At 38.6% G+C, this 25,959-nt stretch carries 26 protein-coding genes and 1 pseudogene; 22 read left to right on the top strand and 5 right to left on the bottom strand.

What is annotated here, in order from left to right; all coding sequences use genetic code 11:
- Nucleotides 1-164 precede the first annotated feature (164 nt).
- From DPV81_RS01410 to DPV81_RS01395, 4 genes are all read left to right on the top strand, one after another.
- Nucleotides 165-1,130, top strand: a complete 966-nt coding sequence (locus DPV81_RS01410; RefSeq protein WP_049372465.1) for an ABC-three component system protein — start codon at nucleotides 165-167, stop codon at nucleotides 1,128-1,130.
- Nucleotides 1,111-1,356: an ABC-three component system middle component 8 gene (locus DPV81_RS01405; RefSeq protein ID WP_243583362.1), complete on the top strand. Its 246-nt coding sequence runs from the start codon at nucleotides 1,111-1,113 to the stop codon at nucleotides 1,354-1,356. The genes DPV81_RS01410 and DPV81_RS01405 overlap by 20 nt, the downstream gene beginning before the upstream one ends.
- Nucleotides 1,353-3,137 carry a DUF2326 domain-containing protein gene (locus tag DPV81_RS01400; protein WP_111386339.1) on the top strand — a complete coding sequence of 595 codons (1,785 nt, stop codon included), beginning with the start codon at nucleotides 1,353-1,355 and terminating at the stop codon, nucleotides 3,135-3,137. Before DPV81_RS01405 ends, DPV81_RS01400 begins: the two co-directional genes overlap by 4 nt.
- Before the next feature lie 181 nt (nucleotides 3,138-3,318).
- Nucleotides 3,319-4,224, top strand: coding sequence for a LysR family transcriptional regulator (locus tag DPV81_RS01395; protein WP_111386337.1), 906 nt, complete (start codon nucleotides 3,319-3,321; stop codon nucleotides 4,222-4,224).
- 72 nt (nucleotides 4,225-4,296) lie between these two features.
- On the opposite strand, the gene DPV81_RS01390 is transcribed toward DPV81_RS01395, so the two are convergent.
- Nucleotides 4,297-5,250 (bottom strand): GlxA family transcriptional regulator, encoded by a 954-nt coding sequence (locus DPV81_RS01390; RefSeq protein ID WP_111386335.1) that lies wholly within the window; start codon nucleotides 5,248-5,250, stop codon nucleotides 4,297-4,299.
- Nucleotides 5,251-5,396: 146 nt separating this feature from the next.
- Between DPV81_RS01390 and DPV81_RS01385 the strand changes: the two genes are divergently transcribed.
- The 3 genes from DPV81_RS01385 (at nucleotide 5,397) to DPV81_RS01375 (ending at nucleotide 7,608) form a co-directional block, all read left to right on the top strand.
- Nucleotides 5,397-6,269: an MBL fold metallo-hydrolase gene (locus DPV81_RS01385; protein WP_111386334.1), complete on the top strand. Its 873-nt coding sequence runs from the start codon at nucleotides 5,397-5,399 to the stop codon at nucleotides 6,267-6,269.
- 201 nt (nucleotides 6,270-6,470) lie between these two features.
- Nucleotides 6,471-7,079: an ATP-binding cassette domain-containing protein gene (locus tag DPV81_RS01380; protein ID WP_111386332.1), complete on the top strand. Its 609-nt coding sequence runs from the start codon at nucleotides 6,471-6,473 to the stop codon at nucleotides 7,077-7,079.
- Nucleotides 6,994-7,608: a CadD family cadmium resistance transporter gene (locus tag DPV81_RS01375; protein ID WP_003766668.1), complete on the top strand. Its 615-nt coding sequence runs from the start codon at nucleotides 6,994-6,996 to the stop codon at nucleotides 7,606-7,608. The genes DPV81_RS01380 and DPV81_RS01375 overlap by 86 nt, the downstream gene beginning before the upstream one ends.
- Before the next feature lie 133 nt (nucleotides 7,609-7,741).
- On the opposite strand, the gene DPV81_RS09400 is transcribed toward DPV81_RS01375, so the two are convergent.
- Nucleotides 7,742-7,927: a hypothetical protein gene (locus tag DPV81_RS09400; protein ID WP_165818942.1), complete on the bottom strand. Its 186-nt coding sequence runs from the start codon at nucleotides 7,925-7,927 to the stop codon at nucleotides 7,742-7,744.
- Nucleotides 7,928-8,057: 130 nt separating this feature from the next.
- Between DPV81_RS09400 and DPV81_RS01370 the strand changes: the two are divergent.
- The 10 genes and pseudogenes from DPV81_RS01370 to lolE all read left to right on the top strand — a co-directional run bounded on the left by DPV81_RS01370 (nucleotide 8,058) and on the right by lolE (nucleotide 17,498).
- Nucleotides 8,058-8,920: pseudogene (locus DPV81_RS01370) on the top strand (helix-turn-helix transcriptional regulator).
- Nucleotides 8,921-9,101: 181 nt separating this feature from the next.
- Entirely contained in the window at nucleotides 9,102-9,638 is a 537-nt protein-coding gene (locus DPV81_RS01365) for an elongation factor P hydroxylase (RefSeq protein ID WP_065244875.1), read from the top strand.
- Nucleotides 9,639-9,735: 97 nt separating this feature from the next.
- A complete protein-coding gene (prfA, locus tag DPV81_RS01360) occupies nucleotides 9,736-10,818 on the top strand; it encodes a peptide chain release factor 1 (RefSeq protein ID WP_111386330.1) in 1,083 nt (360 codons plus the stop codon).
- The gene (gene prmC, locus DPV81_RS01355; protein WP_111386328.1) at nucleotides 10,818-11,696 is read left to right on the top strand and encodes a peptide chain release factor N(5)-glutamine methyltransferase; all 879 of its coding nucleotides are present in this window, start codon (nucleotides 10,818-10,820) and stop codon (nucleotides 11,694-11,696) included. The genes prfA and prmC overlap by 1 nt, the downstream gene beginning before the upstream one ends.
- Nucleotides 11,696-12,499 carry a SirB1 family protein gene (locus DPV81_RS01350; RefSeq protein WP_111386326.1) on the top strand — a complete coding sequence of 268 codons (804 nt, stop codon included), beginning with the start codon at nucleotides 11,696-11,698 and terminating at the stop codon, nucleotides 12,497-12,499. Before prmC ends, DPV81_RS01350 begins: the two co-directional genes overlap by 1 nt.
- 12 nt (nucleotides 12,500-12,511) lie before the next feature.
- Nucleotides 12,512-13,366 (top strand): 3-deoxy-8-phosphooctulonate synthase, encoded by an 855-nt coding sequence (kdsA, locus tag DPV81_RS01345; RefSeq protein ID WP_049367492.1) that lies wholly within the window; start codon nucleotides 12,512-12,514, stop codon nucleotides 13,364-13,366.
- A gap of 66 nt (nucleotides 13,367-13,432) precedes the next feature.
- Nucleotides 13,433-14,380 carry a 2-hydroxyacid dehydrogenase gene (locus DPV81_RS01340; RefSeq protein ID WP_111386324.1) on the top strand — a complete coding sequence of 316 codons (948 nt, stop codon included), beginning with the start codon at nucleotides 13,433-13,435 and terminating at the stop codon, nucleotides 14,378-14,380.
- A complete protein-coding gene (locus DPV81_RS01335) occupies nucleotides 14,380-15,561 on the top strand; it encodes a lipoprotein-releasing ABC transporter permease subunit (RefSeq protein WP_111386322.1) in 1,182 nt (393 codons plus the stop codon). Before DPV81_RS01340 ends, DPV81_RS01335 begins: the two co-directional genes overlap by 1 nt.
- A 3-nt stretch (nucleotides 15,562-15,564) precedes the next feature.
- Nucleotides 15,565-16,248, top strand: coding sequence for a lipoprotein-releasing ABC transporter ATP-binding protein LolD (lolD, locus tag DPV81_RS01330; protein ID WP_014065207.1), 684 nt, complete (start codon nucleotides 15,565-15,567; stop codon nucleotides 16,246-16,248).
- Entirely contained in the window at nucleotides 16,248-17,498 is a 1,251-nt protein-coding gene (gene lolE, locus DPV81_RS01325) for a lipoprotein-releasing ABC transporter permease subunit LolE (RefSeq protein ID WP_111386320.1), read from the top strand. The genes lolD and lolE overlap by 1 nt, the downstream gene beginning before the upstream one ends.
- A gap of 59 nt (nucleotides 17,499-17,557) precedes the next feature.
- Here the strand turns inward: lolE and DPV81_RS01320 are convergent, their stop codons facing one another.
- On the bottom strand, nucleotides 17,558-17,968 hold the full coding sequence (locus tag DPV81_RS01320; protein WP_111386318.1) for a Z-ring associated ZapG family protein: 411 nt from the start codon (nucleotides 17,966-17,968) through the stop codon (nucleotides 17,558-17,560).
- An 89-nt stretch (nucleotides 17,969-18,057) separates the two neighbouring features.
- Nucleotides 18,058-18,408, bottom strand: a complete 351-nt coding sequence (locus tag DPV81_RS01315; RefSeq protein ID WP_111386316.1) for a RidA family protein — start codon at nucleotides 18,406-18,408, stop codon at nucleotides 18,058-18,060.
- Between the two features lie 111 nt (nucleotides 18,409-18,519).
- Between DPV81_RS01315 and DPV81_RS01310 the strand changes: the two genes are divergently transcribed.
- Nucleotides 18,520-19,236: a YwiC-like family protein gene (locus DPV81_RS01310; RefSeq protein WP_111386314.1), complete on the top strand. Its 717-nt coding sequence runs from the start codon at nucleotides 18,520-18,522 to the stop codon at nucleotides 19,234-19,236.
- Between the two features lies 1 nt (nucleotide 19,237).
- The gene (locus DPV81_RS01305) at nucleotides 19,238-19,912 is read left to right on the top strand and encodes a tetratricopeptide repeat protein (RefSeq protein ID WP_111386312.1); all 675 of its coding nucleotides are present in this window, start codon (nucleotides 19,238-19,240) and stop codon (nucleotides 19,910-19,912) included.
- Between the two features lie 33 nt (nucleotides 19,913-19,945).
- On the opposite strand, the gene mnmC is transcribed toward DPV81_RS01305, so the two are convergent.
- Complete coding sequence (gene mnmC, locus DPV81_RS01300; protein WP_111386310.1) at nucleotides 19,946-21,955, bottom strand: bifunctional tRNA (5-methylaminomethyl-2-thiouridine)(34)-methyltransferase MnmC2/FAD-dependent 5-carboxymethylaminomethyl-2-thiouridine(34) oxidoreductase MnmC1; 2,010 nt, start codon at nucleotides 21,953-21,955, stop codon at nucleotides 19,946-19,948.
- A 182-nt stretch (nucleotides 21,956-22,137) separates the two neighbouring features.
- Between mnmC and fabB the strand changes: the two genes are divergently transcribed.
- From fabB to ilvN, 3 genes are all read left to right on the top strand, one after another.
- Nucleotides 22,138-23,358, top strand: coding sequence for a beta-ketoacyl-ACP synthase I (fabB, locus tag DPV81_RS01295; RefSeq protein WP_111315755.1), 1,221 nt, complete (start codon nucleotides 22,138-22,140; stop codon nucleotides 23,356-23,358).
- Between the two features lie 370 nt (nucleotides 23,359-23,728).
- Complete coding sequence (locus tag DPV81_RS01285) at nucleotides 23,729-25,453, top strand: acetolactate synthase 3 large subunit (protein ID WP_049367501.1); 1,725 nt, start codon at nucleotides 23,729-23,731, stop codon at nucleotides 25,451-25,453.
- Complete coding sequence (gene ilvN / locus DPV81_RS01280) at nucleotides 25,453-25,944, top strand: acetolactate synthase small subunit (RefSeq protein ID WP_111386306.1); 492 nt, start codon at nucleotides 25,453-25,455, stop codon at nucleotides 25,942-25,944. Before DPV81_RS01285 ends, ilvN begins: the two co-directional genes overlap by 1 nt.
- Nucleotides 25,945-25,959 lie beyond the last annotated feature (15 nt).

The following is a 25,959-nucleotide window of genomic DNA, read 5'->3' as shown; positions in this document are numbered from 1 at the left end:
AACCGTCTGAAACGATGATCTGCACCCCAAAAGTTAGAAGGTTAGTCTAACTTTTGGGGTGCAGATCAGTTATTTATCCATCTATTTTTTCTTCGATCCACTGAAAAATACGATAAAGTATTGGTACAATATTGCACATAGTTTACATTGGAGTAACAAAAATTATGTATCAATATTGTGATTTAGATGATAGTCGTTTTGAAAATCTTGTAGTGGCCATTTGTAAAAAAATTCTTGGTGAAGGAACACAAGGATTTTCTGTTGGGACTGATGGTGGTAAAGATGGGGAATTCTGCGGTAAAGCAAATTCTTATCCTAGCGAGCAAGAACCTTGGGAAGGACTCACCATCATTCAAGCAAAACACACTCAAGGTATTAATAAACATTTTACGGATCCTGACTTTTATAGTGAAAATAGTGAGAGTAATGTTCTTGCAAAAGAAGTTATAAAAATCAAGAAAATGGTAGAAAATAATAATATTGATCATTATATGCTTTTTTCCAACCGTAGTTTAACAGGAGGGGCTAAGCCCAAAATTATAGAATATATAGCTAAAAATACGGGATTAAATAGTTATGATATCGGGATATTCGGTATTGATGATTTAAATTACTATTTAGATTGCTACCCACATATCGTTAATATGAGAAGCATTAATTTAGAGCCACTGAATATTGCCCCAACAATAAATCTTAATGAACTTTCTGAAGTGATTGGTCAATTCTCTAAGGTGTTTGAAGATGAAAACGTACAAAAAGAATTACTACCAACAATCAGAACAAGTTATAAAGAAAAAAATAAATTAAACAACTTAAGAGATGAGACTGCAAAAGAATTAGAAAAATTGTACATGAAGTATATCTTTCAGATTGACCAGTTCCTAAAAGATCCACAGAATTATCAGGTGTTAAAATCTTATCAAGAATCGATTGAAGAATTTCAGTTGCAGTATATTATTCCTAAGCAAATAGAATTAGACTATTTTGATTGTATATACAATGAGTTAGTGTCCTACTTAACAAGTAGAGATTATGTGTTATCTAAAAATAGGAGACTTACTAGAATGATGGTTTTTTATATGTATTGGAACTGTGATATAGGAAAATCAAATGATAATTCGTCCGAGTAAACATAATGACCCTGATAAAACCTTGATTTATGCTACTTTTCTAATTCTAAAGAAACTTAAGAATAAAAAGATTATGCCTTATGAAGAATTATTAAGTTTTATAAAAAAAGAAATAGTTAGTGGGGAATATTTATTTCTACCAGCATTGAGTTTTCTATTTTTACTTGGCTTGATTGATTATCAAGCAAAAACAGACATGATTGAATATATTAAGCAGAAACAATGAAAATTTCTAAACTATATAGTAATCTTTCAAAGAAATTTAATGAGATTATATTTAACGAAAGACTAAATTTCATTTATGGTGATGTAAAACACCCTAAAAATCATGATTTGGATTCCCATAATTTAGGGAAGACTACACTTGCTCGTCTTTTAGATTTTATGTTCTTAGCTAGGAAACATAAAGAACACTTTCTATTTAAAAACGAAGAGGTTTTTGAAGGTTTTATCTTTTTCCTAGAGCTTAAATTAAGCTCAGGAAAATATTTAACTATAAAAAGAGGAGTTAAGAATAATACAAAAATTAGCTTTTTATTACATGACGAACCAAATCAAGATTTTAGTTCTTTGCCTGAAGTAAAATGGGATTACTACGAATTATCTTTTGATAAAGCAAAAGACTATTTAGATGGAAAATTAAATTTTACAGCAATAAAAAGTTGGGATTATCGTAAGTTGATTGGCTATCTTATTCGTACTCAAGATGATTTTCATCAAGTATTTCAACTCCAAAAATATCGTGGCGGCAAAGATATTGATTGGAAGCCTTATATGGCTGATCTATTAGGTTTTAATGGAGAGCTTGCAAAACAACGTTACCAACTTGATAAACAAGTATCTGATTTAGAAAATAAAATCAAGGAACAAAAAATAGATGAAAAATCTGCACTTGAAGCTTTAAGTAAAACAGATGGTCGTTTGTTACTTAGGAATAATGAGCTTACTCAATTAACTGGTCTTGTTGAAAAATTTAATTTCCGTGAAATTGATAATAAATCTATCGAAAGACTAGTTTCTGAAATTGATGATAAAATAGCGTCTTTGAATATGAAAGAATATTCCATAAAAAATAACATTTATCATCTAGAACAATCATTTTCTAATAGTAAAATAAAATTTAACCCTGATGATGTGGAAAATTTATTTAACGAAGTTCAGATACTGTTTCCAGAACAAGTTAAGAGAGATTTTGAACAATTAATTGACTTTAATAATGCAATCACAAAAGAGAGAAACTCTTATCTAAAACAAGAGCTACAGGAAAATCAATCTGAACTCATAAAAATTCAGGAAGAATTGACTAAACTAAATGATGAGAGAGCAAAGCAGCTTGAGTTTTTGCAAGAAAGTGAACTAATAAATAAGTTTAGAAAATCTAATCGTCAAATTTCTATTGTTCAGGCCGAAATAATTGATTTAGAAAAACAAAAAGAAAATATTCAAAAAGTATTAGAGTTGCAGAAACAAAAAAGAGATTTACAGCTTGCCTTGAATGATATTCAAGATAGAATGGTATTAAATGTTTCTCAAGTCAATAATAGTACTGAAAGCGTATTTTCAAAGATTCGAATTTATTTTAATGAGATAATTAATGCTGTCTTAAAAAAAGATGGAGAGCTATTCGTTTCATTAAATGATAATAGTAATTTTGAGTTTAAAGCAGAATATCAAGAATCTGGGAAAAACACTAATGAAAGTCAAGGTAATACATATAGAAAATTTCTATGTATTGCTTTTGATTTGGCAGTTGTTAGAGCTTATCTTGATAAGGAATTTCCTAAATTTATTTATATTGATGGCGTTTTTGATGGTTTGGATGATCGTAAAAAAGAGTTGCTCCTAAAAGTATTGAGAGAATATAGTAATTTAGGAATTCAAATTATTGCGACAACAATTAATTCAGAAACACAAGGCATGGAAACATCAATTATGGAAAATGAAATTGTTCTAACACTACATGATGATGGGCAAGACGGTAGACTATTTAAAATGCCTATTTGGTAACTTCAATTTGTAAAAATGTCGTCTGAAATGGATCTTTCAGACGACATTTTTCTATTTATTTCAGCAGTTAAATTTTTTAGTTTTTGCAAAATAGCTGGAAAAATGACCGTTTGTACGTCATCTGTAAAGAAAAGAAAATAGTGCGATAGGGTACGTCTTACCAAATTCATCAAGGAACCACATGAAAAATCGCTTTGAAACCCTAAAAATTTTCTGCTCACTGGCGGAAACCTTACAATTTAAAGAAACTGCCAATCGCTTAGCTGTTTCGCCACCCGTTATTACACGAATCATTGCTGAATTAGAAGATTATTTAGGTGAACCACTTTTTCAACGCAACACGAGACAGGTTAGGCTGACCGATTTTGGCGAGCAATTTTTACCTGAGGTGCAAGCTTTATTAGCACAAAGCGAACGCTTATTTATTTCCAGAAAACAACGTCAAGAAAATGACATGACAGGTTTAGTACGCATTACCGTGCCGAGCTGGCGAATAAATGATAGTGTTCTGTCGCAATTATTGACCGCACTTGCACCTTATCCTGAGCTGATTATTGATTGGCGTGACGATATGAGCAAACTTGATGCCGTAACGCACCGTGTTGATATCGGTCTGCGCATCGGTTTGCAACCAGACGAAAATTTTATTGTTAAAAAAATCGCCGATATTGGCGATGTATTAGTCGCTTCACTGGAGCTCATAGCACAACTAGGCAAACCCACTTCATTAGATGATTTGGCAGAACGCTATCCTTTTGCCGGACAAATCAACCTCAGCACAGGGCGAGCATGGCATTTCCCGATTAACAGTGAGCAAGTCTTAAACCCCCGTCGAATCAATTTTTTAAGTACAGATTTATACAGCTATTTACAGGCAGTATTGCAAGGGAAATCAGCAGGAATGTTGAGTGATTTCTTATGTGAGCCTTATCTAAAATCCGAGCAGCTTGTTCGCTTGTTTCCTGAAGTGGAGATTCAAAAATGGCAACTGTTTTTATACCGTCCATATGAAACCGTTACGCTACCAAGGGTATTGAAAGTCTTTGAAATTCTGGAAGGAATTTTGAAAAAGGAATTTGAGAGATAATCAAGCGGTCTAATTTTGAATTGAATTTGCAAAAACACCTAAAAATCTGACCGCACTTTAAAATAAAAAGATCTAAACATCCTCAATTTGAAACTGCTTACGCCAGCGATTCGGTGAAATCTTATGTTTTTTCAAGAAGTGCTGACGCAAGGCGGTATCGCTATGAAATCCACTTTGTTCTGCAATGTCAGTGATAGATAAATCTGTGCTTTCCAAAAGCTCTCTTGCTCGTTGTAGCCTTGCTTCAATTAACCATTGATTTAATGACATTCCAGTTGCTTTGCGAAAATGTCTGGTGAAAGTGCTACGGCTCATTGACAAACGTTCGGCAAGGCTATCAGTCGAATGAAGTGCGGTCAGATTTTCATTTAAATAAGCAAGCAACGCATTGATATTATGATTAGGTGTGGAACGAGAAATAGGGCGTTCGATAAATTGTGCTTGTCCGCCTTCACGATGAGGGGGGATAACCAGTATTCGGGCAATATGATTGGCAATTTTCACACCATATAATTTACGGACAATAGAAAGACAACAATCCATGGAAGCTGCCGTTCCTGCGGAGGTAATCAGTCGATCTTGTTCCAAATAAATAGGATTTAAATCCCATTTCACCTGCGGAAAGCGACGAGTAAAATCACTATCTCCCAACCAATGTGTGGTTGCTTTTTTGCCGTTAAGTAGGCCACTGCACGCTAACACATAGGCGCCATAACATAAACCCACCACTGTCGCACCACGTTGATACGCTTGCCGTAATGCTGTTAATAAAGCCTCACTCGGCATCACTTGAGTATCATACCATCCAGTCATCACAACAATATCGGCATTCTCCAACCATTCTAAACCTCCATCTAAATGTATGTGAAATAGCGAGTTTGTCAGTTTGTCCGAATCGCTAACGATTTTACAGTTAAATAACGGCTTGCCGTTTAAATCCGACATAGAAAAAACGGAATATGCCATCGCAAAATGAATGGGCATCATTTGTTCATACACAATCAAAGCAACTGTGGGTTTATTCATTTTATTTCTCCTACTTTTATATGAGCATAGCACAAAAAAAATGACCCGATTATTACGTTTATTGATTTTTTATCTATTTTTGAACAATTTTGTTCTCACTATAATATGTTTATTCATTCAATAACGTATATAGAAAAGGAAAAACAATGAACTTAAAAACCTTAATTAGCGCTACAGCATTGGCTATTAGCGCAAATACTTTCGCTGTAGATCTTGCCTCTAAAAACACTGATAGCTACCAACATATCCGCAATGCTACTGGTCGTCTGAACTACGCAGGGAAAACTTTTTTAATTGATCCGATGCTTGCTGAAAAAGGACGTTATACAGGCTTTGAAGGAACATTAAATAGCCATTTGCGTAATCCACTTGTGGAATTACCGATGAAAGCAGAAGATACTTTCAAAGATGTTGATGCCATTATTTTGACTCATACACATGAAGATCATTGGGATGAGGTTGCACAAAAAATTTTACCTAAATCCATCAAAATTTTTGTGCAGCATGAACGGGATGGCGACTTACTCAAAGCGCAAGGTTTTACTAATATAACCAGTTTATCGCTAGAAAAACCGGTGGAGTTTGAAGGTATTATTTTAAATAAAACTGGCGGTTCTCACGGCACAACGGAAATGTACGCTGTACCACAATTAGCCGAGATTTTAGATGAGGCGATGGGCGTAACATTCCAAGCAAAAGGTCATCCAACGGTTTACTTGGTTGGTGACACAATTTGGACTGCCGAAGTAAACAAAGCCATTAATCGTTATAAACCAGATGTAATGATTATGAACACAGGTGATGCGCGTACCTTAGCTTTTCCGAATGACGGCATTATTATGGGGTTACAAGATGTTGCTCATGCTCGTAACATGCTACCAAATACAAAACTTATCACAGTGCACATGGATGCGGTAAACCATATGTCCGTTTACCGTAAGGATTTACGCCAATTTGTCCAAGCAAACAAGCTTGAAAATGTAGCAATTCCAGAAGATGGTGAAACAGTGAAGTTTTAAAAACAAGCGGTTTTAATTTTGAATTGAATTTGCAAAAACACCTAAAAATTTGACCACACTTTGTTATAAAAAAGCCGTCTGAAATTTCAGACGGCCTTTTTCTAAGAAATAATTTTAATTAATTCCTTCCACTAAAATTGCGCGGCCTGTTGTTGCGCCCAAACGGATGGATTTGAATGCTTGGAAACGCCGAAATCGGGCATGATACGCAATACTTTCCGCAAAACAGGTTTTCTGTTTCAGGAAAACCGCCTGCCGGAAAACTTGACCGCGATGCAGAATATCGCTATTTTTATGGACAAACCCGATGAAGGCGAAATTATCGCGCTGGCGGCGAAAGTCGGGCTGACTGCGGGCGATTTGAACAAATATCCGACCGAATTGTCCGGCGGCATGGCGAAACGGGTAGCATTTTTGCGCCTGCTGCTGTGCGGCTGCGACCTTGCCTTGCTGGACGAGCCGTTCGTCGGTTTGGACCGCGATTTGCGCGATATTTTGGTCGCCATGCTGGTGGAAAAAATCGAGCGGCAGGGCATGGCGTGTATGCTGGTAACGCACGACCGCTTCGAAGCCGCACGCCTGAGCCATGAAATCATGCTGCTTTCCACTAAGGGCATGAACGTGCAAAACGTGATTACCCTGCCTACGCCGCTGTCCGAACGCGATTCGGTTTTTGAAAAAGCCGTGGTGCCAAGGGGGCAGGGGATTCATTATGAGGTGCTTTATGTTTTCGACTGTGATTACTGCTGCTGTTTTATATATTGCTACAGCAGTAGATTTGTTGGTAATACTATTAATATTTTTTGCTAGAGCAAATACTAGAAAAGAATATCGAGATATTTATATCGGACAATATTTAGGTTCTGTAATTTTAATATTAGTTAGTTTATTTCTAGCTTTTGTTTTGAATTATGTTCCGGAAAAATGGGTGTTGGGTTTATTAGGTTTAATACCGATTTACTTAGGTATTAAAGTTGCTATTTACGACGATTGTGAGGGCGAAAAAAGAGCTAAAAAAGAATTGGATGAAAAAGGGTTGTCAAAATTAGTCGGTATTGTTGCTTTGGTTACAGTTGCTAGTTGTGGTGCAGATAATATTGGACTTTTTGTTCCTTACTTTGTGACTTTAGATCTTGTCGACTTATTAGTTACTCTTCTTGTATTTTTAATATTGATTTTTGTTTTAGTATATACAGCACAAAGATTGGCTAATATTTCAGGTGTTGGTGAAATTGTAGAGAAGTTTAGTCGTTGGATAATGGCTGTTATTTATATTGGTTTAGGGTTATTTATTATTATTGAAAATAATACAATTCAAACAATAATATCAATAATATGAATGATACGGGCATTTGAGTATCTGACAAACCTTCGGCTTGCTTCTTCAATACAAGATACAACCCTGTCCGCCCAATAAATCCATATCCGAAAGCATCTTCATGCAGAATTAAGCCAAACCATGAATAAGTTTTTCACCCACCCCATGCGGCCGTTTTTCGTCGGTGCTTGCCATACTCGGCGCGTTGGTGTTTTTCATCAGCTCCGCTGCTGTCATTTTGAAATGAAACCAAATCAAAGCCAATTGAACCGTCATCTACTTGTGTATGGCCATCACGACCGCCGATTGCTGTTGCTGATGTTTTGTAGAAAATTTTCATGATATTGTCCTCAATTCAATATTGGTTAAATGTTTTGGCGTACTGCCGTTGAAAGTGAGTTCATTATATTGAACGGCAATATGAAGTATTATATGATTCATCCAAATTATTTGCCTATTCCTACAAAATTATGTTCTCAACTGAAATGATAGAACGATTATTAAAGGTTATTCCACATAACGAACTCTATTCATCATCGATTAAAGGCTTATTTCTTCGCCATTCAGATCAACCATTTTGTTACGAAGGTATTATTCAAGAGCCGAGCATTTGCATCGTGTTAAGCGGAGAACGTGAAGTGCAGCTAGGCGAACAATGCTACCGTTTTGACAATCAACACTTTATGTTCTGCCCTGTCAATGTGCCGATGCGCGGCGAGATTAAATATGCAGTGCCACAAAAGCCGTTTTTAGTGATGTCGATGAAAATTCATATTGAATGCGTTAGCAAGATTTTATTAGCAAATCCAAACCTTGCAGATGATGTCCAACAGGGCGACGAGGGTTTTGCACAATGGCATTTGGATGAATCTCTCAAAAATGCTGTTGAACGCTTATTACTCTTGCACGAAAATCCAAAAGATATTGGGTTTCTTGCACCGCTTATCCAACAAGAAATATATTATCGACTCCTTACAGGCGAACAAGGTGGCAAATTTAAAGCCATGGTAAGCAATGGATCGCACACCAAAAAATCGCCCAAACCACCTATTATCTGCAACAACATTTTAGTGAAACCATCACTGTGGAAACCTTGGCAAATCTAAGTGGTATGTCATTATCTGGCTTTCATAGTCATTTTAAGAAGATAACCAGCCTTTCACCGCTGCAATATCAAAAATCCTTACGTCTGATGGAAGCCAGACGACTGATCGCACAAGAAGAGCGAGGCATTACCGAAACCGCTTACCAAGTCGGCTACGAGTCACCTAGCCAATTCAGCCGTGAATACAAACGGTATTTCGGGCATGCGCCCAAGGGGGATATTAAATAGATGGGGCTTAAAGATAGGTTTAAATACACCTAAAAATTTGACCGCACTTTATGATGAAAAAAGTCTGAAACGTTAATTTCAGACGTTTTTTATTTAACCAAGATTTTGTGAAAAACATTAAAAATGAGATAATTCTCAAACCTTTTGAGAGGCTTTATTGATAAAAATATTTGGAGAAAGCATGGAACACAAACTTGAGGATATCATTGCGATTTTTAATCAATGTTTTGAAGAAGAATATAATACGCGATTGGTTAAAGGTGGGGATGAGCCGATTTACATTCCTGCAAATGATGAGGTGCCTTATAACGCGATTTACTTTGCGAGAGGCTTTTACAGCAGTGCATTACATGAAATTGCCCATTGGTTAGTGGCGGGGAAAGAGCGTCGTAAATTAGAAGATTTTGGCTATTGGTATGAGCCAGATGGTCGTTCTGAAGCACGTCAGCGTGATTTTGAAAAGGTGGAAGTGAAACCTCAAGCATTGGAATGGATTTTAGCCACAGCGGCGGGATTTCGTTATTTTGCCAGTGCGGATAATTTGAATGGCAATCCGGGAGATACGCAACCATTTAAGCAAGCAGTATATGAACAAGTAAAAACCTATGCAGAAAAAGGCTTACCAAAACGTGCCGAAACCTTACGTCATGCATTGGCCCAATTTTATGGCACAGAAGATCGAATTGATTTAGCGAAATTTGATGTGACTCGCATCTAAAGTGCGGTCATTTTTAGGCAGATTTTGCGGCTGTCAATTTTCCTTAAAATCGGCTAAAATAGGCCGATTTTATTTTTGGCTTTAACTTTATAAAAATATGAAAGATTCTATTATTGCAAAACTTGAAAGTTTAAAAGAACGTTATGAAGAATTAGAGGCATTGCTAGGCGATGCGTCGGTGATTTCAGATCAGGATAAATTCCGTGCGTATTCTAAAGAATATTCACAACTTGAAGATGTAGTGAAATGTTTTAATCGTTGGAATCAGCTTAACGCTAACATCGCTGAAGCAGAATTGATGTTAGATGATGCTGAAATGAAAGAAATGGCAGAAATGGAAATTGAAGAATCCAAAGCCGAAATTGAAGAAGTGGAGCAACAACTTCAAATTCTTTTATTACCGAAAGATCCAAATGATGAATATAACTGCTATTTAGAAATTCGTGCGGGTACTGGTGGTGATGAAGCGGGTATCTTTGCCGGTGATTTATTCCGTATGTACAGCCGTTATGCAGAAAGTAAACGCTGGCGTGTTGAAATGCTCAGCGCAAATGAAAGCGAGCAAGGCGGTTATAAAGAAGTGATCGTTAAAGTAAGCGGTGATGGCGTGTATGGTCAGTTGAAATTTGAATCAGGCGGCCACCGTGTACAACGTGTACCAAAAACGGAAAGCCAAGGTCGTATTCATACCTCTGCTTGTACTGTTGCGGTGATGCCAGAATTACCAGAATCTGAAATGCCGGAAATCAATCCTGCAGATTTACGTATTGATACCTACCGTTCATCTGGTGCGGGTGGTCAGCACGTTAATACCACAGACTCTGCGGTACGTATTACGCACATTCCAACAGGTATTGTGGTGGAATGTCAGGATGAGCGTTCTCAACATAAAAATAAAGCTAAAGCGATGTCTGTATTGGCTTCACGTATTGTTCAAGCGGAGCAAGAGCGTCAAGCCGCAGAGCAAGCGGATACCCGCCGTAACTTATTAGGTTCAGGCGATCGCTCTGATAAAATTCGTACTTATAACTACCCACAAGGTCGTGTAACAGATCACCGTATCAACTTAACGCTCTATCGCTTAGATGAAGTGATGAACGGCAAAATTGACGAGCTTATTCAACCGATTATCACTGAATATCAGGCAGATCAATTAGCGGCGTTATCTGAGAGTAATTAATGACCTATCAACAATGGCTTGCCGATGCTGCGCAAGCCTTAAATCAGGTAAATCCGACAGAGAATGGCAAAGTTGACGCGTTAGTGCTATTGCAACACGCAACGGGCAAATCGAGAACACAAATTTTAGCTTTCGATGAAACGGAAATTGATGAAAAAGTGCGGTTAAAATTGACCGCACTTTTAGATCGTCGTTTAAAAGGCGAACCTATCGCTTATATCCTCGGTGAAAAAGAATTCTGGTCCTTGCCTTTAAATGTGTCTGAAGGGACATTAATTCCTCGTCCCGATACCGAAATTCTCGTAGAAAAAGCATTACAAATTGCGTTGGAAAAACTGGAAGAAAATCCACCGCACTTTCGTATTCTCGATCTTGGTACTGGCACTGGCGCCATTGCGTTGGCATTGGCTTCTGAGCTTTTTCCTATTTGTCAAAAAAAGGCTATTCAATTGGATGTTATTGGTGTTGATTTAATGCCAGATGTCGTCAAATTAGCGCAATCCAATGCCGAAAAAAATCAGCTTGATGTGCAATTCTTGAAGAGTCATTGGTTTGAACATGTTGAAGGGCAGTTTGATATTATCGTCAGCAATCCGCCTTATATTGATGAAACTGATGAACATCTTTTCCAAGGCGATGTGCGTTTCGAGCCTCGTTCGGCGCTGGTGGCGGGTGAAAACGGTTTAGCTGATTTACGTCATCTTATTGAGTGCTCGCCGGTACATTTAAAAGATAACGGCTATTTATTGTTAGAGCACGGCTGGAAACAGGGTGAAGAAGTGCGGTCAATTTTCTGGCAAAATCATTGGCAAGGGGTTGCAACCATACGGGATTATGGCGACAATGAGCGCGTAACGTTGGGATATTGGAAGCGGTAATGAAATACGATCAAAAAGCCTTATATGCTGAACTGACTCATTTTTATCTAAGCATTTGTGAGAAAGAACAACTTGATGAGCCTCGTATAAGAGGGCTCGTGGGGAGTTTAGTACGCAAAGCTCGCCAATCTATTCCTGAAGAATGGGATGATAAAGCTAAAATTCATCAATTATTGCAGCTATTTTACGGTGATTGGAGCTTTCACTGCGATGCGGATAATTACTTCTATGCTCGCAATTTATATCTTCCGTATATTTTAGAAGAGCGTGAAGGCATGCCGGTGAGCCTTGGCGCTTTAGTACTTTATTTAGCCGCAAGTTTAAAATTGCCGATTTATCCCGTGAATTTCCCGACGCAACTGATTTTACGTGCAGAAGTCGATGGTGAAGTGGCGTTTATTGATCCTTGGAGTGGAAAATACATTTCAGTGGATGAATTGAAAAAACTCTATGAAGGCGCCTTTGGTTTTGGGGCTCAAATTCAACCAGAGGATTTAGCTCGAGCAGATATTCCGATGCTTACTGCACGTTTCCGTCAGCTCGCCAAGAATGCCTTAATTCGTGAAGAACAAAACGATTTGGCTTTTAATTATATCCAATTCTTGTTAGCGGGAAGAAAAGATCCTTACGATATTCGCGATCGTGGCTTAGTGTTGGCGCAAATGGGCGCTTATCCTTCAGCCATTGAGGATTTGGAATATTTTGTGGATCAATGTCCGAATGATCCCACTTCTTCTCTGTTAAAAACTCAACTTTTAGAACTGAAAGGCGAAGCATTGAAAGATGCCAAGTCCATCCATTAAAAAGGAAATATTATGCAAAATAAAATTGTAAAAATTGGCAATATTGATGTCGCAAATGACAAACCTTTTGTACTTTTCGGCGGGATGAACGTGCTTGAAAGTCGCGATATGGCGATGCAAGTTTGTGAAGCTTACGTAAAAGTGACTGAAAAGTTGGGTGTGCCTTATGTCTTCAAAGCATCTTTCGATAAAGCTAACCGTTCTTCAATTCATTCTTACCGTGGTCCTGGCATGGAAGAAGGTTTAAAAATTTTCCAAGAGTTAAAAGAAACCTTTGGCGTGAAAGTGATTACCGATGTGCACGAAATTTATCAATGCCAGCCTGTTGCTGATGTGGTGGATGTGATCCAGTTACCGGCATTTTTAGCGCGTCAAACGGATTTAGTTGAAGCTATGGCAAAAACCGGTGCGGTAATTAACGTGAAAAAACCACAATTCTTAAGCCCGGGTCAAATGGGCAATATCGTCGATAAGTTTGAAGAATGTGGTAACGATAAAATTATCCTTTGTGATCGAGGTTCAAACTTCGGTTACGATAATTTAGTGGTGGATATGTTAGGCTTCGGTGTGATGAAAAAAGTGTCTAAAGGTAGTCCAGTTATTTTTGACGTGACCCATTCATTACAATGCCGCGATCCGTTTGGTGCAGCTTCAGGTGGTCGTCGTGAACAAGTGACCGAATTAGCTCGTTCTGGTTTAGCAATTGGCATTGCAGGCTTATTCTTAGAAGCGCACCCAAATCCAAATCAAGCAAAATGTGATGGGCCTTCTGCATTGCCACTTTCAGCATTAGAAGGTTTTGTGTCACAGATGAAAGCCATTGATGATTTAGTGAAGTCTTTCCCTGAATTAGATACGTCCATCTAATGGAGAAGTGCGGTTGAAAACAGCGTTGTTTTTGACCGCACTTTTGTTCTGTAAAAGGAGATAACAATGAATATCGTATTTTTAGACAGCACGGCAATTCCAAAACATATTCCTATCCCTCGTCCAAGCTTTCCGCATAACTGGGTTGAGTATGAATATACTTCTGCAGAGCAAACCATTGAGCGAGCAAAAGACGCAGATATTATTATCACTAGCAAAGTGATTTTAAGCCGTGAGGTGTTGCAACAACTACCTAAATTAAAACTTATTGCTATCACCGCAACAGGCACCAATAACGTAGATTTAGAAGCTGCAAAAGAACTCGGTGTGGCAGTTAAAAATGTGACAGGTTATTCAGCAACAACAGTACCTGAACATGTATTAGGCATGATTTTTGCGTTAAAACACAGCTTGGCTGGCTGGCAACGCGATCAAATCACAGGAAAATGGACTGAGAGTAAACAGTTCTGTTATTTTGATTATCCTATTACAGATGTGAAAGGTTCAACATTAGGCGTGTTTGGAAAAGGCTGTTTAGGTAAAGAAGTAGGGCGTTTAGCAGAACTTTTAGGCATGAAAGTCCTTTATGCTGAACATCGAAATGCCACAATGTGCCGTGAAGGTTACACGCCTTTTGAAGAGGTGCTAAAACAAGCCGATATTCTCACATTACATTGTGCATTGACCGAAACAACCAAAAATTTAATCAATCAAGAAACCTTGTCACTTTGTAAGAAAGGGGCGTATTTAATCAATACTGGTCGTGGTCCATTGATTGATGAGCAAGCAGTTTGTGATGCATTAAAAACAGGGCAATTAGGCGGTGCTGCATTAGATGTATTAGTGAAAGAGCCACCAGAGAAAAATAATCCACTGATTGAATTAGCGAAAACGATGCCGAATTTAATTATCACACCTCATATTGCTTGGGCGAGTGATAGTGCGGTAACCACGCTAACGAAAAAAGTGACGCAAAATATTGAAGATTTCGTTCAACAATTAAATCAAAAATAATGAATTTACCTATTTCTTTATACGTCGCCCTGCGATATTGGCGAGCAAAAAGCGCTGATCGTTTTGGGCGACTTGTTGCTAATTTGGCAAGCTTTGGCATCGTACTGGGTGTGATGGCATTGATTATTGTGCTTTCTGTCATGAATGGATTAGAAGGCTATCAAAAACAACAGGTGCTTTCGAGCATTCCGCACGCGATTGTTAGCCAAGAAGCGCCTATTTCGGTAGAAAAACCGCTTGAAAATACACCGCACTTTGTGCAAAAAGCGGTGCCGATTAATACCACGAATGTTGTGTTTCAAACAGCAAAAGGCGTAAGTGCAGGCCAAGTGATTGGTATTCAGTCTTTTTCAGATGATCCTTTACTGGAAGGTTTCGATCCTAGCCAATTTAATCAACTTTTACCGCAAGGTGAGTTTAAGTTGATCATTGGTGATAACCTGGCGCAAAAATTAGGTTTAGCAGTGGGTGATAAAGTTCGCTTAATGATTACTGAAAATAGCCAATATACGCCATTTGGTCGTGTGCCGATGCAGCGTTTATTTACTGTGAGTGATATTTACTATGATTATGGCGAAGCATCAGGTTATGAAGTTTTTGCTAATTTAGCGGATATTGGTCGCCTAATGCGTATTCAGCCAGGTGAGGCTCAAGGCTATCGTTTATTCCTAGATGATCCTTTCCAAATCACAGAATTGCCGAGTTATTTTAAAGAGAGTCATATCAGCGATTGGCGTGTCCAAAAAGGGGAGTTTTTCCAAGCAGTTCGTATGGAAAAAAATATGATGGGCTTGTTGATTAGCTTAATTATTGTTGTTGCAATTTCCAATATCGTGACCTCATTAAGTTTAATGGTGGTGGATAAACAAGGGGAAATTGCCATTTTGCAAACACAAGGTGTCACTAAATCCCAAGTACGTTCGATCTTTATTTATCAAGGTTTATTGGTGGGGCTAGTGGGCACGTTAATTGGTGCTGTACTGGGCGTATTAATTACCTTAAATCTTGGGGCAATTTTAAGTGCGGTCAATCCGAACGGTGTTTTCTTGCCGACCTCGATTGAGCCAATGCAAGTCATTATTGTGATTGCCTTTTCTTTATTGTTATCTTTATTATCAACCATTTATCCAGCTTATCGTGCGGCAAAAACTGAGCCTGCGGAAGCATTACGTTATGAGTAAAATATGAATAACTACTTATTAGAATGCCAAAATATTAATAAATTTTACCAAGAAGGCGAGAACCAAACCCAAGTATTAAAAGGCGTAAGCTTTGCTATGAAACCACAAGAATTAGTGGCGATTGTGGGGAGTTCTGGTTCAGGAAAAAGTACTTTATTACACACCTTAGGTGGCTTAGATCAGCCAAGTAGTGGGGAAGTCTTTATTAAAGGACAATCTTTGCAAAAAGCGTCTGAAAGTGAATTGGCTAAATTACGTAACCAAAATCTAGGGTTTGTGTATCAATTTCACCATTTAATGGCAGATTTTACTGCGTTAGAAAATGTGATGATGCCGATGTTAATTGGTCGTCAAAATAAAACAGAAGCAAAAGATCGTGCGGAAAAAATATTAGGTGCAGTAGGCTTAAGTCATCGCATTACTCATCGTCCATCTGCCCTTTCGGGTGGTGAACGTCAACGTGTGGCAATTGCCCGTGCATTGGTGAATAATCCTGCTCTTGTCTTGGCCGATGAACCAACCGGTAACTTGGATCATAAAACCACAGAAAGTATTTTTGAGTTGATTCAAACCTTGAATGCGGAACAAAATATTGCGTTTTTATTGGTGACGCATGATATGTCATTGGCGCAAAAACTGTCTCGTTGCTTAACCATGCAAGACGGCATTTTGAAGGAAGGTGCATAATGAATACGCCTTTTTTCATTAGTTGGCGTTATCAACGAGGTAAGCAAAAGAATCCGTTGGTGGCGTTAATTTCAAAATTCTCTGCTATCGGTATCGCCCTTGGCGTAGCAGTATTGATTGTAGGGTTAAGTGCCATGAATGGCTTTGAGCGTGAATTAAACTCGCGCATTTTGGCTGTCGTGCCACATGCGGAAATCACAGTAAATCCACAGGACAATGAAGCCACATTAAACCATTGGCAAAAGCTAGCAGATCGTCTAAAAACAAATAAAAAAATTACCGCACTTTCACCTTTTGTGAGTTTTACTGCCTTAGTTGAAAACGGCAATAAACTTAAAGTCGTTCAAGTGAAAGGGGTCGATAAACAAGCTGAAGATCAAGTGAGTTCTCTCGGCAAGTTTGTGGAAGGCGATGGCTGGCAAAAATTCGCAGAAGAAGGTGGATTGGTGCTGGGCTCTGGTATTGCCAAAGAGTTAGATGTTAAAGCAGGCGATTGGGTATCGTTATTAATCTCTCAACCAAATGGCGAAGATCAAATGGCTCAGCCTAATCGTGAGCGTGTTCAAGTGACCGCTATTTTGCGTTTAGATGGCCAGTTAGACCACAGTTATGCCTTACTGGCATTGCCTCAAGCGCAAGAATTAATGGGGTATCGTGAAGATCAAATTACCGGTGTTGAATTGAAAGTGGATGATCCATTCAAAGTACAAGATATGGATTATTCGATGCTAAATGATTATCCTCAACTGCTTTACATTCAAAACTGGGTGGCAAAATTTGGCTATATGTATCGTGATATTCAGCTTATCCGTACTGTGATGTATATTGCGATGGTGCTTGTAATTGGGGTGGCGTGTTTTAATATCGTTTCTACTTTAATTATGGCGGTAAAAGACAAGCAAGGTGATATTGCGATTATGCGAACCCTGGGGGCAAATAATGGCTTTATTAAGCAGATCTTTATTTGGTATGGCTTGCTTGCAGGAATGAAAGGGTGTTTGATTGGTATCGTGTTAGGTGTTGTACTCGCGCTGAATCTCACGCCGATTATTCAAGGCATCGAGGCATTACTTGGTAAAAAACTGTTATCAGATGGCATCTATTTCGTTGATTTTTTACCAAGCGAATTACATTGGTTCGATGTTGTATTAGTTCTCGTGGCGGCATTGGTATTGAGTTTACTCGCCAGTCTTTATCCAGCCAGTCGAGCCGCGAAGTTACAACCGGCTCAAGTATTGAGTAATCACTAATAAAAAATCAGGGATTAAGTATTTAATCCCTGATTTTTTTATTGTTCAACCGTTAATCATTATTGGTTTTCTTTATCTGTTTTTAATAAGCCAGATGAACCTTCAGAATAATCACGCGGTGGCTCTTCAGATTTGCTTTCTGATGAGGCGGTCACCAATTGCTGGGTAAATAAACCTTTGTCGGTGGGTTTACCGCCAAGCAAGGCTTCAGATGAAGCTGCATAGTGACGGTACAGTTTTTGATAATCACCAATTAAGGTTTTAAATAATTCAGCACTTTCTGCAAAATGTTTTTCAAGTTGTGCTTGTTTATCGCTTAATTGTGTTTTTACTTCTTTTAGTTCAGCTTCGGTTTGAACTTGTTTTTTAACAGACCCTTTTGTTAATCGTAATACCACATAGCCTAAGATTACGCCAACAACAAGCCCAATCACTGCAGCTTGCCACATTTCTGGTGTCCATGATTGCATACATTACTCCTTCTTTTGAATTCAGTGTTTAGTGTAAAGGAAAATCGAAAAACTTTCTTTGCGGTTGGTCACATTTTGAAAAAACTTGTTTATACAGCCGCAATAATAACGATTTCAACTTTCCAATCAGGATCTGCAAGTTTTGCTTCTACCGTTGCTCGGCTTGGTGGATTTTGACTCTCGCCCCATTCATCCCATGCTTGGTTAAGTTGAGCATAATCAGCCATATCAGCAAGGAAGATTTGCGCGGTAAGAATTTTGCTTTTTTCCGAACCAATTTCAGCCAATAATTTATCGATCAGTGAAAGAACTTCTTTGGTTTGTTCGTAAGCATTTTGCTTAACGGTTTTTTCCGGTACTTGGCCGGCAAAATAGGCAGTATTGTTATGAATGACTACTTCAGAAAAGCGTTTGCTTGGTTGAATGCGTTGAATCGACATAATGGCTCCTTTTTGATGAAGATAATTCCATTCTAAAGGCGGTTTTAGACTTTGTAAATCAAGAAATTGTGGGATAAAATAACTGAGAATTTTTATCAACTAAAGAGAACTATGAAACTCCTGATTTCGAATCAATATGGCGCCATTGTGATGGCATTATTGCCTTTTGTTTACGGTATGTTATTAGCCTCACCTGTTTGGGCGCATTTCTTTTTGCTGTTAGCTTGGTTCACCATGTATTTGCTGAGTTACCCAATGCTTAGTCTCTTTAAAGGCAAAAATATGGCAGAATATAAAAAGTGGACCATCATCTATGGGGTTGCGGCTTTTTTATTTGCTCTTCCTGCCATTTTTTATAACTGGCAAATTCTTTTCTTTATTGCCGCCATGTTTCCTTTTGTGTTGGTGAGTATCTATTACACCAAGAAAAAAGATGAACGCAATCTTCTCAATGATTTAGCGGGTATTGCAATTTTTGCCCTTGCAGGTATGGGAGCCTATTATTTTTCTGACCGCACTTTTGACGAAAAAATCTGGTGGGTAGCATTGTATCCAAGCTTATTTTTTATTGGCACGACGCTTTACGTCAAATCAATGATGCGTGAACGTAAAAATCCGCTTTATCTCAAAGCCTCTATTATTTTCCACGTGCTTTGCGTACTCGGTTGCTTGTTTACCCAACAATATGTCTTATCACTTGCTTTCATGCCGGCGTTAATTCGTGCCATTTATTTACCCACCAAGAAACTTTCGGTTAAGCAAGTCGGTCTAATAGAATTCGGAACATCCGCCATTTTTTTGATTATTTTATTGATAGCGACGTTATAAGATGAAGAAATTAGCCAAACTTTTAGTCCTTGCCACCTTCACGTTAAGCAGTTCAGCATTTGCTATGAAAACCATTGATTTAGTTGATAAAGCGCAAATGACGGATCAGCAAAAAATGGATCTGGCACAAAAACTGGCAGAAAAACAAGATTGGAAAGCGGTTTTTGAAATTATGTATCCTTTAGCTTTGGAAGGTAATTTACAAGCGCAAAGCAATTTAGGTATGCTTTATAACTTAGGCCGTGGAGTGGATGAAAATAAAGAGTTGGCTTATTGGTGGTTTAGCGAAGCTGCTGAGCGAGGCAGTATTAAAGCTATTAATAATTTGGCAGTGATGTATTTCAACGGCAACAACTATGTGAAACAAAATACCGATCAAGCGATTAAATTATTTGAAGCCAGTGCAACAAAAGATCCTGATGCCATGCTTACATTAGGGGAAATTTATACCAATCAGAAGGAATTTACCAAAGCCTTTGAATGGTTTCAAAAAGCCGCAAATGCGGGTAGTAATGAGGGGCGATTCCGTTTGGCTCGTTTGTACGAGGAAGGGATAGGGACACAAGTGAATATTGGCTTGGCCAAATTACTTTATTTGGAAATTATGAATACGGCGAAAAAGGATGAAATCAAAGAAATCGCCAGACAGCGATTACAACGTTTAAGCTTGTATTAAGAAAAAGTGCGGTTGATTTTAACCGCACTTTTTTTATTTCACCTCCGCCCCTTTTAACCAGCGTCTGACCCAACTGCGGTTTGGCATTAAGTTATGAATCAAATCTTCACTCATTGGTAAGGGTTCGCCATAAATTAAGGAAGCTAGTGTTTCCCCTAACAACGGTGCAGAGGTTAATCCTCGTGAGCCTAATGCGCCGATTAAATAGAGATTAGGGTAGTTTTCGGCTTGTTCTATTGGCTGTTTACGGCGGCGCAAATTAAATAAATTCTGATATTGTGTTTGCTGAGCTGAAAAATGCGGAACAGCCCCCATCATTGGGGTGAGATCACGTACCGAACAACGCACACCGATTCGAGCAATATTACCTGATGTATCTACTTCTTTTGTCCAATCTTCAGGGATATTTTGCTGAATTTTTTGTTGGTTTTCTTGTTGTTCGGTTAGGCTAAATTCACGAGTCGCATTATCACGAACATGACTTGCGCCAATACAATGACTGGCTTTCGCTTGATCGACTGGCGTAAGATAGCCGTCATAGCACAACACGGTTTTGAGTTTAAGTAAGTTTTCCGATGTCGGAATTTCGCTCACTTGTCCGCGAACAGGATAGAGTGGCAGTTTTTGTGTTTGTTCAAACTCAGTGAGTTTATGTCCGTTTGCTAAAACAACCACTTCATGGCAGAAAGTTTCATTTTCAGCTGTGGTGATTTGCCAACCGTGTTCTGTTTGCGAAAGTGCGGTTACTTTTTGTGATGTTTTAATCTGGACACCTTGTTTCTCTAAAAAGGCAAAAGCATGCTGAACTAACTGACGTGGTGCAAGCCAAGCGCCTTGAGGAATAAAACCGCCTCCAAAAGGTAACGGTAAACCCACTTTTTCACTTAATTCAGATTGGCTTAAAGACTGATATAAATCAGAAGGTAAATTCAGCTCAGCGATTTTACTTAATTTACTTTCAGCTTTGTCGCTGTAAGCACAAAGCGCGACACCGCAAAATTCATGTTCAAATTCGATTTTGTGCTGAATTGCCCATTGTAGGAATTGATGGCCATAGGCAAAGGCATGAATATAAAAACGAATATTGCGTTCGTTATCATCACTCAGTTGCGGATAAAAGGCACCTTGTTTGTTGCCGGATGCATTGAGGGCAGTTTGTTCATCCTCACAATAAATCGTAATTTTTGCTCCGCGTTTAACCAATGAAATGGCGGTGCAAAGCGAGGCTATCCCGCCACCAATAATGGCAATATCTTCTTCTTTGAGATTGGCTGGCTGACTATGAAACCAGGGTGCTGAAAGTGCGGTCAGTTTTTCATACGTTTTTTGACCGGAAAGACATTCCCGTTTTTTACCAAAACCTTTTCTTTTAGTAATATTAAAGCCTGCATTTTCTAAGCCTTTTCTGACCGCACTTGCTGCAGTAAAGGTCGCAAAGGTGCCTTGTGGTTTGGTAAAACGAAATATTTGCTGATAAAGCTGCTCGTTCCACATATCGGGATTTTTACTTGGTGCAAAACCATCTAAAAACCACGCATCAATTTTACCATTCATATAATCGCCAAGCTGTGGCAGATTTTCAGCCACATCACCAAACCAAAGATCTAACGTGGTTTCATCAAAATGAAAACGATAGCAACCTTGAATGGGATTAAGCCAATGCTGTTGTAAATGCTGAGCAAGACGAGAAAATTGCGGATAGGCTAAATGAGCTTGTTGTAACGCATCAAGTGGCAAAGGGTATTTTTCAAAAGAGATAAAATAAAGGCGTTTTAAAGGCGAATCTGGGTATTTTTGACGAAATTCACGGAATAGCGAGGTCACTGCAAAGAAATTTAATCCTGTGCCAAACCCCGTTTCAGCAATAACAAAGTGGGCTTCTTGGTAATGAACCCAACGTTCCCACAACTGATTGCCTTCTAAAAACACATAATGGGTTTCCGCTAAACCATCTTGATTAGAAAAATACACATCATCAAATTTATCCGAAACAGGGGTATTCTCTTCGTTAAAATGAATTTTTGCGTGCTGAATGGTGAACATGTGTTAGCCCTTTTTTGCCTTATCAAATTCTTTTATAATAGCACGGAAATTTTGAGTCGGTTAAAACTTAACTGGTCGAACAAATGAATTATTGCTTGCAATATTTTCATTTCATAGTAAATTGCGTTCAGCTAACAACTGTAAGTTGAATTAAATTTCCCCTAACTCATAAGGAATAAAGAATGAAAAGAGCTGTAATTACTGGTTTTGGTATTATTTCAAGTATCGGTAACAACAAAGAAGAAGTTTTGGCTTCATTAAAAGCAGGTAAATCTGGTATTGAAGTCGTGCCTGAGTTTATTGAAATGAAAATGCGTAGCCATGTTGCCGGCACAATCAAACTTGATCCAAGCGAACACATCGATCGTAAAGTGTATCGTTTTATGGGTGATGCGGCAGCTTATGCATACCTTTCTATGCGTGAAGCGATTGAAGATTCAGGTTTAACAGAAGATCAAGTTTCAAATGACCGTACCGGTCTTGTAATCGGTGCAGGTACCGGTTCAGCACATAACCAATTAGTGGCTTGTGATGCAGTGCGTGGTCCACGTGGTGTGAAAGCAATTGGTCCTTACGCAGTAACTAAAACTATGGCATCAAGTGTGTCAGCTTGTTTAGCAACCCCTTACAAAATCCGCGGTGTGAACTACTCAATCAGTTCTGCTTGTGCAACGTCTGCGCACTGTATCGGTCACGCAGTTGAATTAATCCAATTAGGTAAACAAGATGTGGTTTTCGCGGGTGGTGCGGAAGAATTATCTTGGGAATGTGCAACAGAATTCGATGCAATGGGTGCAGTTTCAACTAAATACAATGATACCCCAGAAAAAGCGTCTCGTGCTTACGATGCAAACCGTGATGGTTTCGTTATTGCAGGTGGTGGTGCTGTTGTGGTTGTGGAAGAATTAGAACACGCATTAGCTCGTGGCGCAAAAATCTACGCTGAAATCGTAGGTTATGGCGCAACCTCTGATGGTTACGACATGGTAGCACCAAGTGGTGAAGGTGCAGAGCGTTGTATGAAACAAGCAATGGCAACGGTAGATACCCCAATTGATTACATCAACGTACACGGTACATCAACACCAGTTGGTGACGTGAAAGAATTAGGTGCAATCAAAAATGTATTTGGTGACAAAATCCCAGCGATTTCTTCAACCAAATCAATGACTGGTCACTCTTTAGGTGCAGCAGGTGCACATGAAGCAATCTATACCTTATTAATGTTACACAATGACTTCATTGCACCAAGCATTAATATCGAAACATTAGACGAAGCGGCAGAAGGCTGCAATATCGTGACTGAAACAAAAGAAAATGCAGGCTTACAAACTGTCATGTCAAACAGCTTTGGTTTCGGTGGTACAAACGCGACTTTAGTGTTCAAACGCTATAACGGCTAATTAAAAAACTCTTAAAATCGAACCGCACTTTGGGGCTTCCAAGTGCGGTTTTTTCTTGTCATCGATTCTTTTCCTTCCACTCATAAGAAAAAATAACATTTAAAATGTGATCTAGTTCAAATTTCTGAACAAAAGAATAAAATTTTTTTATTTTTATAAAACTCTATATAAAAATGCAATTCTCTATGTTTTTTGACATAAATCTTTATTTAAAACTTTATTTTATAATTTATATAGATTTTAATGCTTTTAAATTTGTTTTTTTAGACTTTTGCAATGCTAGACAAGTTGTTTTCTTTCGGTATGATGGTTCCATTGTTTTGACAACGAATCGTAGTAATAAAAGTGCGGTCAGTTTTAGGAGTAAAATATGAAGAAATTATCCGGTGCGGAAATGGTGGTTCAGTCTTTGCGTGACGAAGGCGTTGAGTATTTATTTGGTTATCCAGGCGGTGCCGTATTGGATATTTATGATGCAATCCATACTCTTGGTGGGATTGAACATATTTTAGTTCGTCATGAGCAAGCTGCGGTGCATATGGCTGATGGTTATGCACGAGCGACCGGTAAAGTAGGTTGTGTGTTAGTGACATCTGGTCCAGGTGCAACCAATGCGATTACGGGGATTTTGACCGCTTATACTGATTCGGTACCAATGGTGATCATTTCTGGTCAGGTAATGAGTAGCTTAATCGGCCGTGATGCGTTCCAAGAATGTGATATGGTGGGGATTTCTCGTCCAGTGGTTAAACACAGCTTTATTGTTAAGAAAGCAGAAGATATTCCAGGTATCTTGAAAAAAGCCTTTTATATTGCTTCAACAGGCCGTCCAGGTCCCGTTGTCGTAGACATTCCAAAAGATACGGTAAACCCGACTTTAAAATATCCTTACGAATATCCAAAATCTGTTGAGCTTCGTTCTTATAATCCAACGGTAAATGGTCACAAAGGTCAAATTAAGAAAGCGTTAAAAGCATTATTAGTAGCGAAAAAACCAGTTTTATTCGTGGGTGGTGGGGCAATCGCTGCAGGTTGTCATGAAGAATTAACGCAATTTGCACAACGTTTAAATTTACCGGTTACCTCGTCATTAATGGGTTTAGGTGTGTATCCAAGTACCGATAAACAATTCTTAGGTATGCTTGGGATGCACGGGACTTACGAAGCCAATACAGCCATGCATGAAAGTGATTTGATCCTTGGGGTTGGGGTGCGTTTTGATGACCGTACCACTAACAACTTAGATAAATATTGCCCGAATGCAAAAGTGATTCAGATTGATATTGATCCAACCTCTATTTCTAAAAACGTCCCTGTTGCGATTCCAATTGTAGGTAACGCGAAAAATGTATTGGATGAGTTCTTAAGCTTATTAGGTGAAGAAATTGGTTCACGTCCTCAAAACCAATTAGAAGATTGGTGGAAACAAATTGATGAATGGAAAGCGAAAAAATGCTTGGATTTCGACCGCACTTCAGGCGTAATTAAACCGCAACAAGTGATGGAAGCGGTATATCGTATTACAAAAGGCCAAGCTTATGTGGCATCGGATGTAGGCCAACATCAAATGTTTGCCGCATTACATTATCCGTTTGATTTACCACGCCGTTGGATCAATTCAGGTGGTGCAGGTACGATGGGCTTCGGTTTACCGGCTGCATTAGGGGTAAAACTTGCGCATCCTGAAGCAACCGTGGTTTGTGTAACGGGTGATGGCAGTATTCAAATGAATATCCAAGAGCTTTCAACAGCAACGCAATATGGTATTCCAGTAGTGGTAATTTGTTTGAACAACCACTTCTTAGGCATGGTAAAACAATGGCAGGATTTGATTTACTCTGGCCGCCATTCTCAAACTTATATGAATTCTTTACCGGATTTCGTGAAGTTAGCCGAATCTTATGGTCATGTGGGAATTCAAATTTCTACACCAGATGAATTAGAAAGCAAATTAAAAGAAGCCTTCAGTATTAAAAATAAATTGGTCTTTGTTGATATTAACGTTGATGAAACCGAACACGTTTACCCAATGCAAGTTCGCGGCGGGGCGATGAATGAGATGATTTTAAGCAAACCACAAGAGGAGAAAGAATAATGCGTAGAATTTTATCTGTTTTATTAGAAAATGAATCCGGCGCATTATCTCGTGTGGTCGGCTTATTTTCCCAACGTGCATTTAACATTGAAAGCTTAACTGTGGCACCAACCGATGATCCAACGCTTTCTCGTATGACGATTGAAGCGGTGGGTGATGAGCAAGTGCTCGAACAAATCGAAAAACAACTTCACAAATTAGTGGATGTGTTTAAAGTTATTAACTTGAGTGAACATGAGCACGTTGAGCGTGAAGTGTTGTTAGTGAAAGTACGTTCAACGGGTTCATCGCGTGATGAGTTAAAACGTTTAGCCGACATCTTCCGTGGTCAGATTGTGGATGTAACAACAAAATCCTACACGATTCAATTAACGGGTACAAAAGACAAATTAGATGCTTTTGTTGAGGCTGTGAAGGAAGAAAGTACATTACTTGAGATTGTTCGTTCAGGCTTAATTAGCCTTTCCCGTGGTGAGAAAAATATTCTCTAATGATGTGGAAAGTGC

This window comes from Haemophilus parainfluenzae (genome assembly GCF_003252795.1).
In the GTDB taxonomy this organism is placed as follows: domain Bacteria; phylum Pseudomonadota; class Gammaproteobacteria; order Enterobacterales; family Pasteurellaceae; genus Haemophilus_D; species Haemophilus_D parainfluenzae_K.
Note: the sequence above shows the minus strand (reverse complement) of the source record. Positions and strands in the feature narration are given on the sequence as shown.

Bases quoted from the DNA above. Each gene is read 5' to 3' on its own strand.
- DPV81_RS01410 (WP_049372465.1), top strand. From the start codon at position 165: ATGTATCAATATTGTGATTTAGATGATAGTCGTTTTGAAAATCTTGTA.
- DPV81_RS01405 (WP_243583362.1), top strand. From the start codon at position 1,111: ATGATAATTCGTCCGAGTAAACATAATGACCCTGATAAAACCTTGATT.
- DPV81_RS01400 (WP_111386339.1), top strand. From the start codon at position 1,353: ATGAAAATTTCTAAACTATATAGTAATCTTTCAAAGAAATTTAATGAG.
- DPV81_RS01395 (WP_111386337.1), top strand. From the start codon at position 3,319: ATGAAAAATCGCTTTGAAACCCTAAAAATTTTCTGCTCACTGGCGGAA.
- DPV81_RS01390 (WP_111386335.1), bottom strand. From the start codon at position 5,250: ATGAATAAACCCACAGTTGCTTTGATTGTGTATGAACAAATGATGCCC.
- DPV81_RS01385 (WP_111386334.1), top strand. From the start codon at position 5,397: ATGAACTTAAAAACCTTAATTAGCGCTACAGCATTGGCTATTAGCGCA.
- DPV81_RS01380 (WP_111386332.1), top strand. From the start codon at position 6,471: ATGATACGCAATACTTTCCGCAAAACAGGTTTTCTGTTTCAGGAAAAC.
- DPV81_RS01375 (WP_003766668.1), top strand. From the start codon at position 6,994: ATGTTTTCGACTGTGATTACTGCTGCTGTTTTATATATTGCTACAGCA.
- DPV81_RS09400 (WP_165818942.1), bottom strand. From the start codon at position 7,927: ATGAAAATTTTCTACAAAACATCAGCAACAGCAATCGGCGGTCGTGAT.
- DPV81_RS01365 (WP_065244875.1), top strand. From the start codon at position 9,102: ATGGAACACAAACTTGAGGATATCATTGCGATTTTTAATCAATGTTTT.
- prfA (WP_111386330.1), top strand. From the start codon at position 9,736: ATGAAAGATTCTATTATTGCAAAACTTGAAAGTTTAAAAGAACGTTAT.
- prmC (WP_111386328.1), top strand. From the start codon at position 10,818: ATGACCTATCAACAATGGCTTGCCGATGCTGCGCAAGCCTTAAATCAG.
- DPV81_RS01350 (WP_111386326.1), top strand. From the start codon at position 11,696: ATGAAATACGATCAAAAAGCCTTATATGCTGAACTGACTCATTTTTAT.
- kdsA (WP_049367492.1), top strand. From the start codon at position 12,512: ATGCAAAATAAAATTGTAAAAATTGGCAATATTGATGTCGCAAATGAC.
- DPV81_RS01340 (WP_111386324.1), top strand. From the start codon at position 13,433: ATGAATATCGTATTTTTAGACAGCACGGCAATTCCAAAACATATTCCT.
- DPV81_RS01335 (WP_111386322.1), top strand. From the start codon at position 14,380: ATGAATTTACCTATTTCTTTATACGTCGCCCTGCGATATTGGCGAGCA.
- lolD (WP_014065207.1), top strand. From the start codon at position 15,565: ATGAATAACTACTTATTAGAATGCCAAAATATTAATAAATTTTACCAA.
- lolE (WP_111386320.1), top strand. From the start codon at position 16,248: ATGAATACGCCTTTTTTCATTAGTTGGCGTTATCAACGAGGTAAGCAA.
- DPV81_RS01320 (WP_111386318.1), bottom strand. From the start codon at position 17,968: ATGCAATCATGGACACCAGAAATGTGGCAAGCTGCAGTGATTGGGCTT.
- DPV81_RS01315 (WP_111386316.1), bottom strand. From the start codon at position 18,408: ATGTCGATTCAACGCATTCAACCAAGCAAACGCTTTTCTGAAGTAGTC.
- DPV81_RS01310 (WP_111386314.1), top strand. From the start codon at position 18,520: ATGAAACTCCTGATTTCGAATCAATATGGCGCCATTGTGATGGCATTA.
- DPV81_RS01305 (WP_111386312.1), top strand. From the start codon at position 19,238: ATGAAGAAATTAGCCAAACTTTTAGTCCTTGCCACCTTCACGTTAAGC.
- mnmC (WP_111386310.1), bottom strand. From the start codon at position 21,955: ATGTTCACCATTCAGCACGCAAAAATTCATTTTAACGAAGAGAATACC.
- fabB (WP_111315755.1), top strand. From the start codon at position 22,138: ATGAAAAGAGCTGTAATTACTGGTTTTGGTATTATTTCAAGTATCGGT.
- DPV81_RS01285 (WP_049367501.1), top strand. From the start codon at position 23,729: ATGAAGAAATTATCCGGTGCGGAAATGGTGGTTCAGTCTTTGCGTGAC.
- ilvN (WP_111386306.1), top strand. From the start codon at position 25,453: ATGCGTAGAATTTTATCTGTTTTATTAGAAAATGAATCCGGCGCATTA.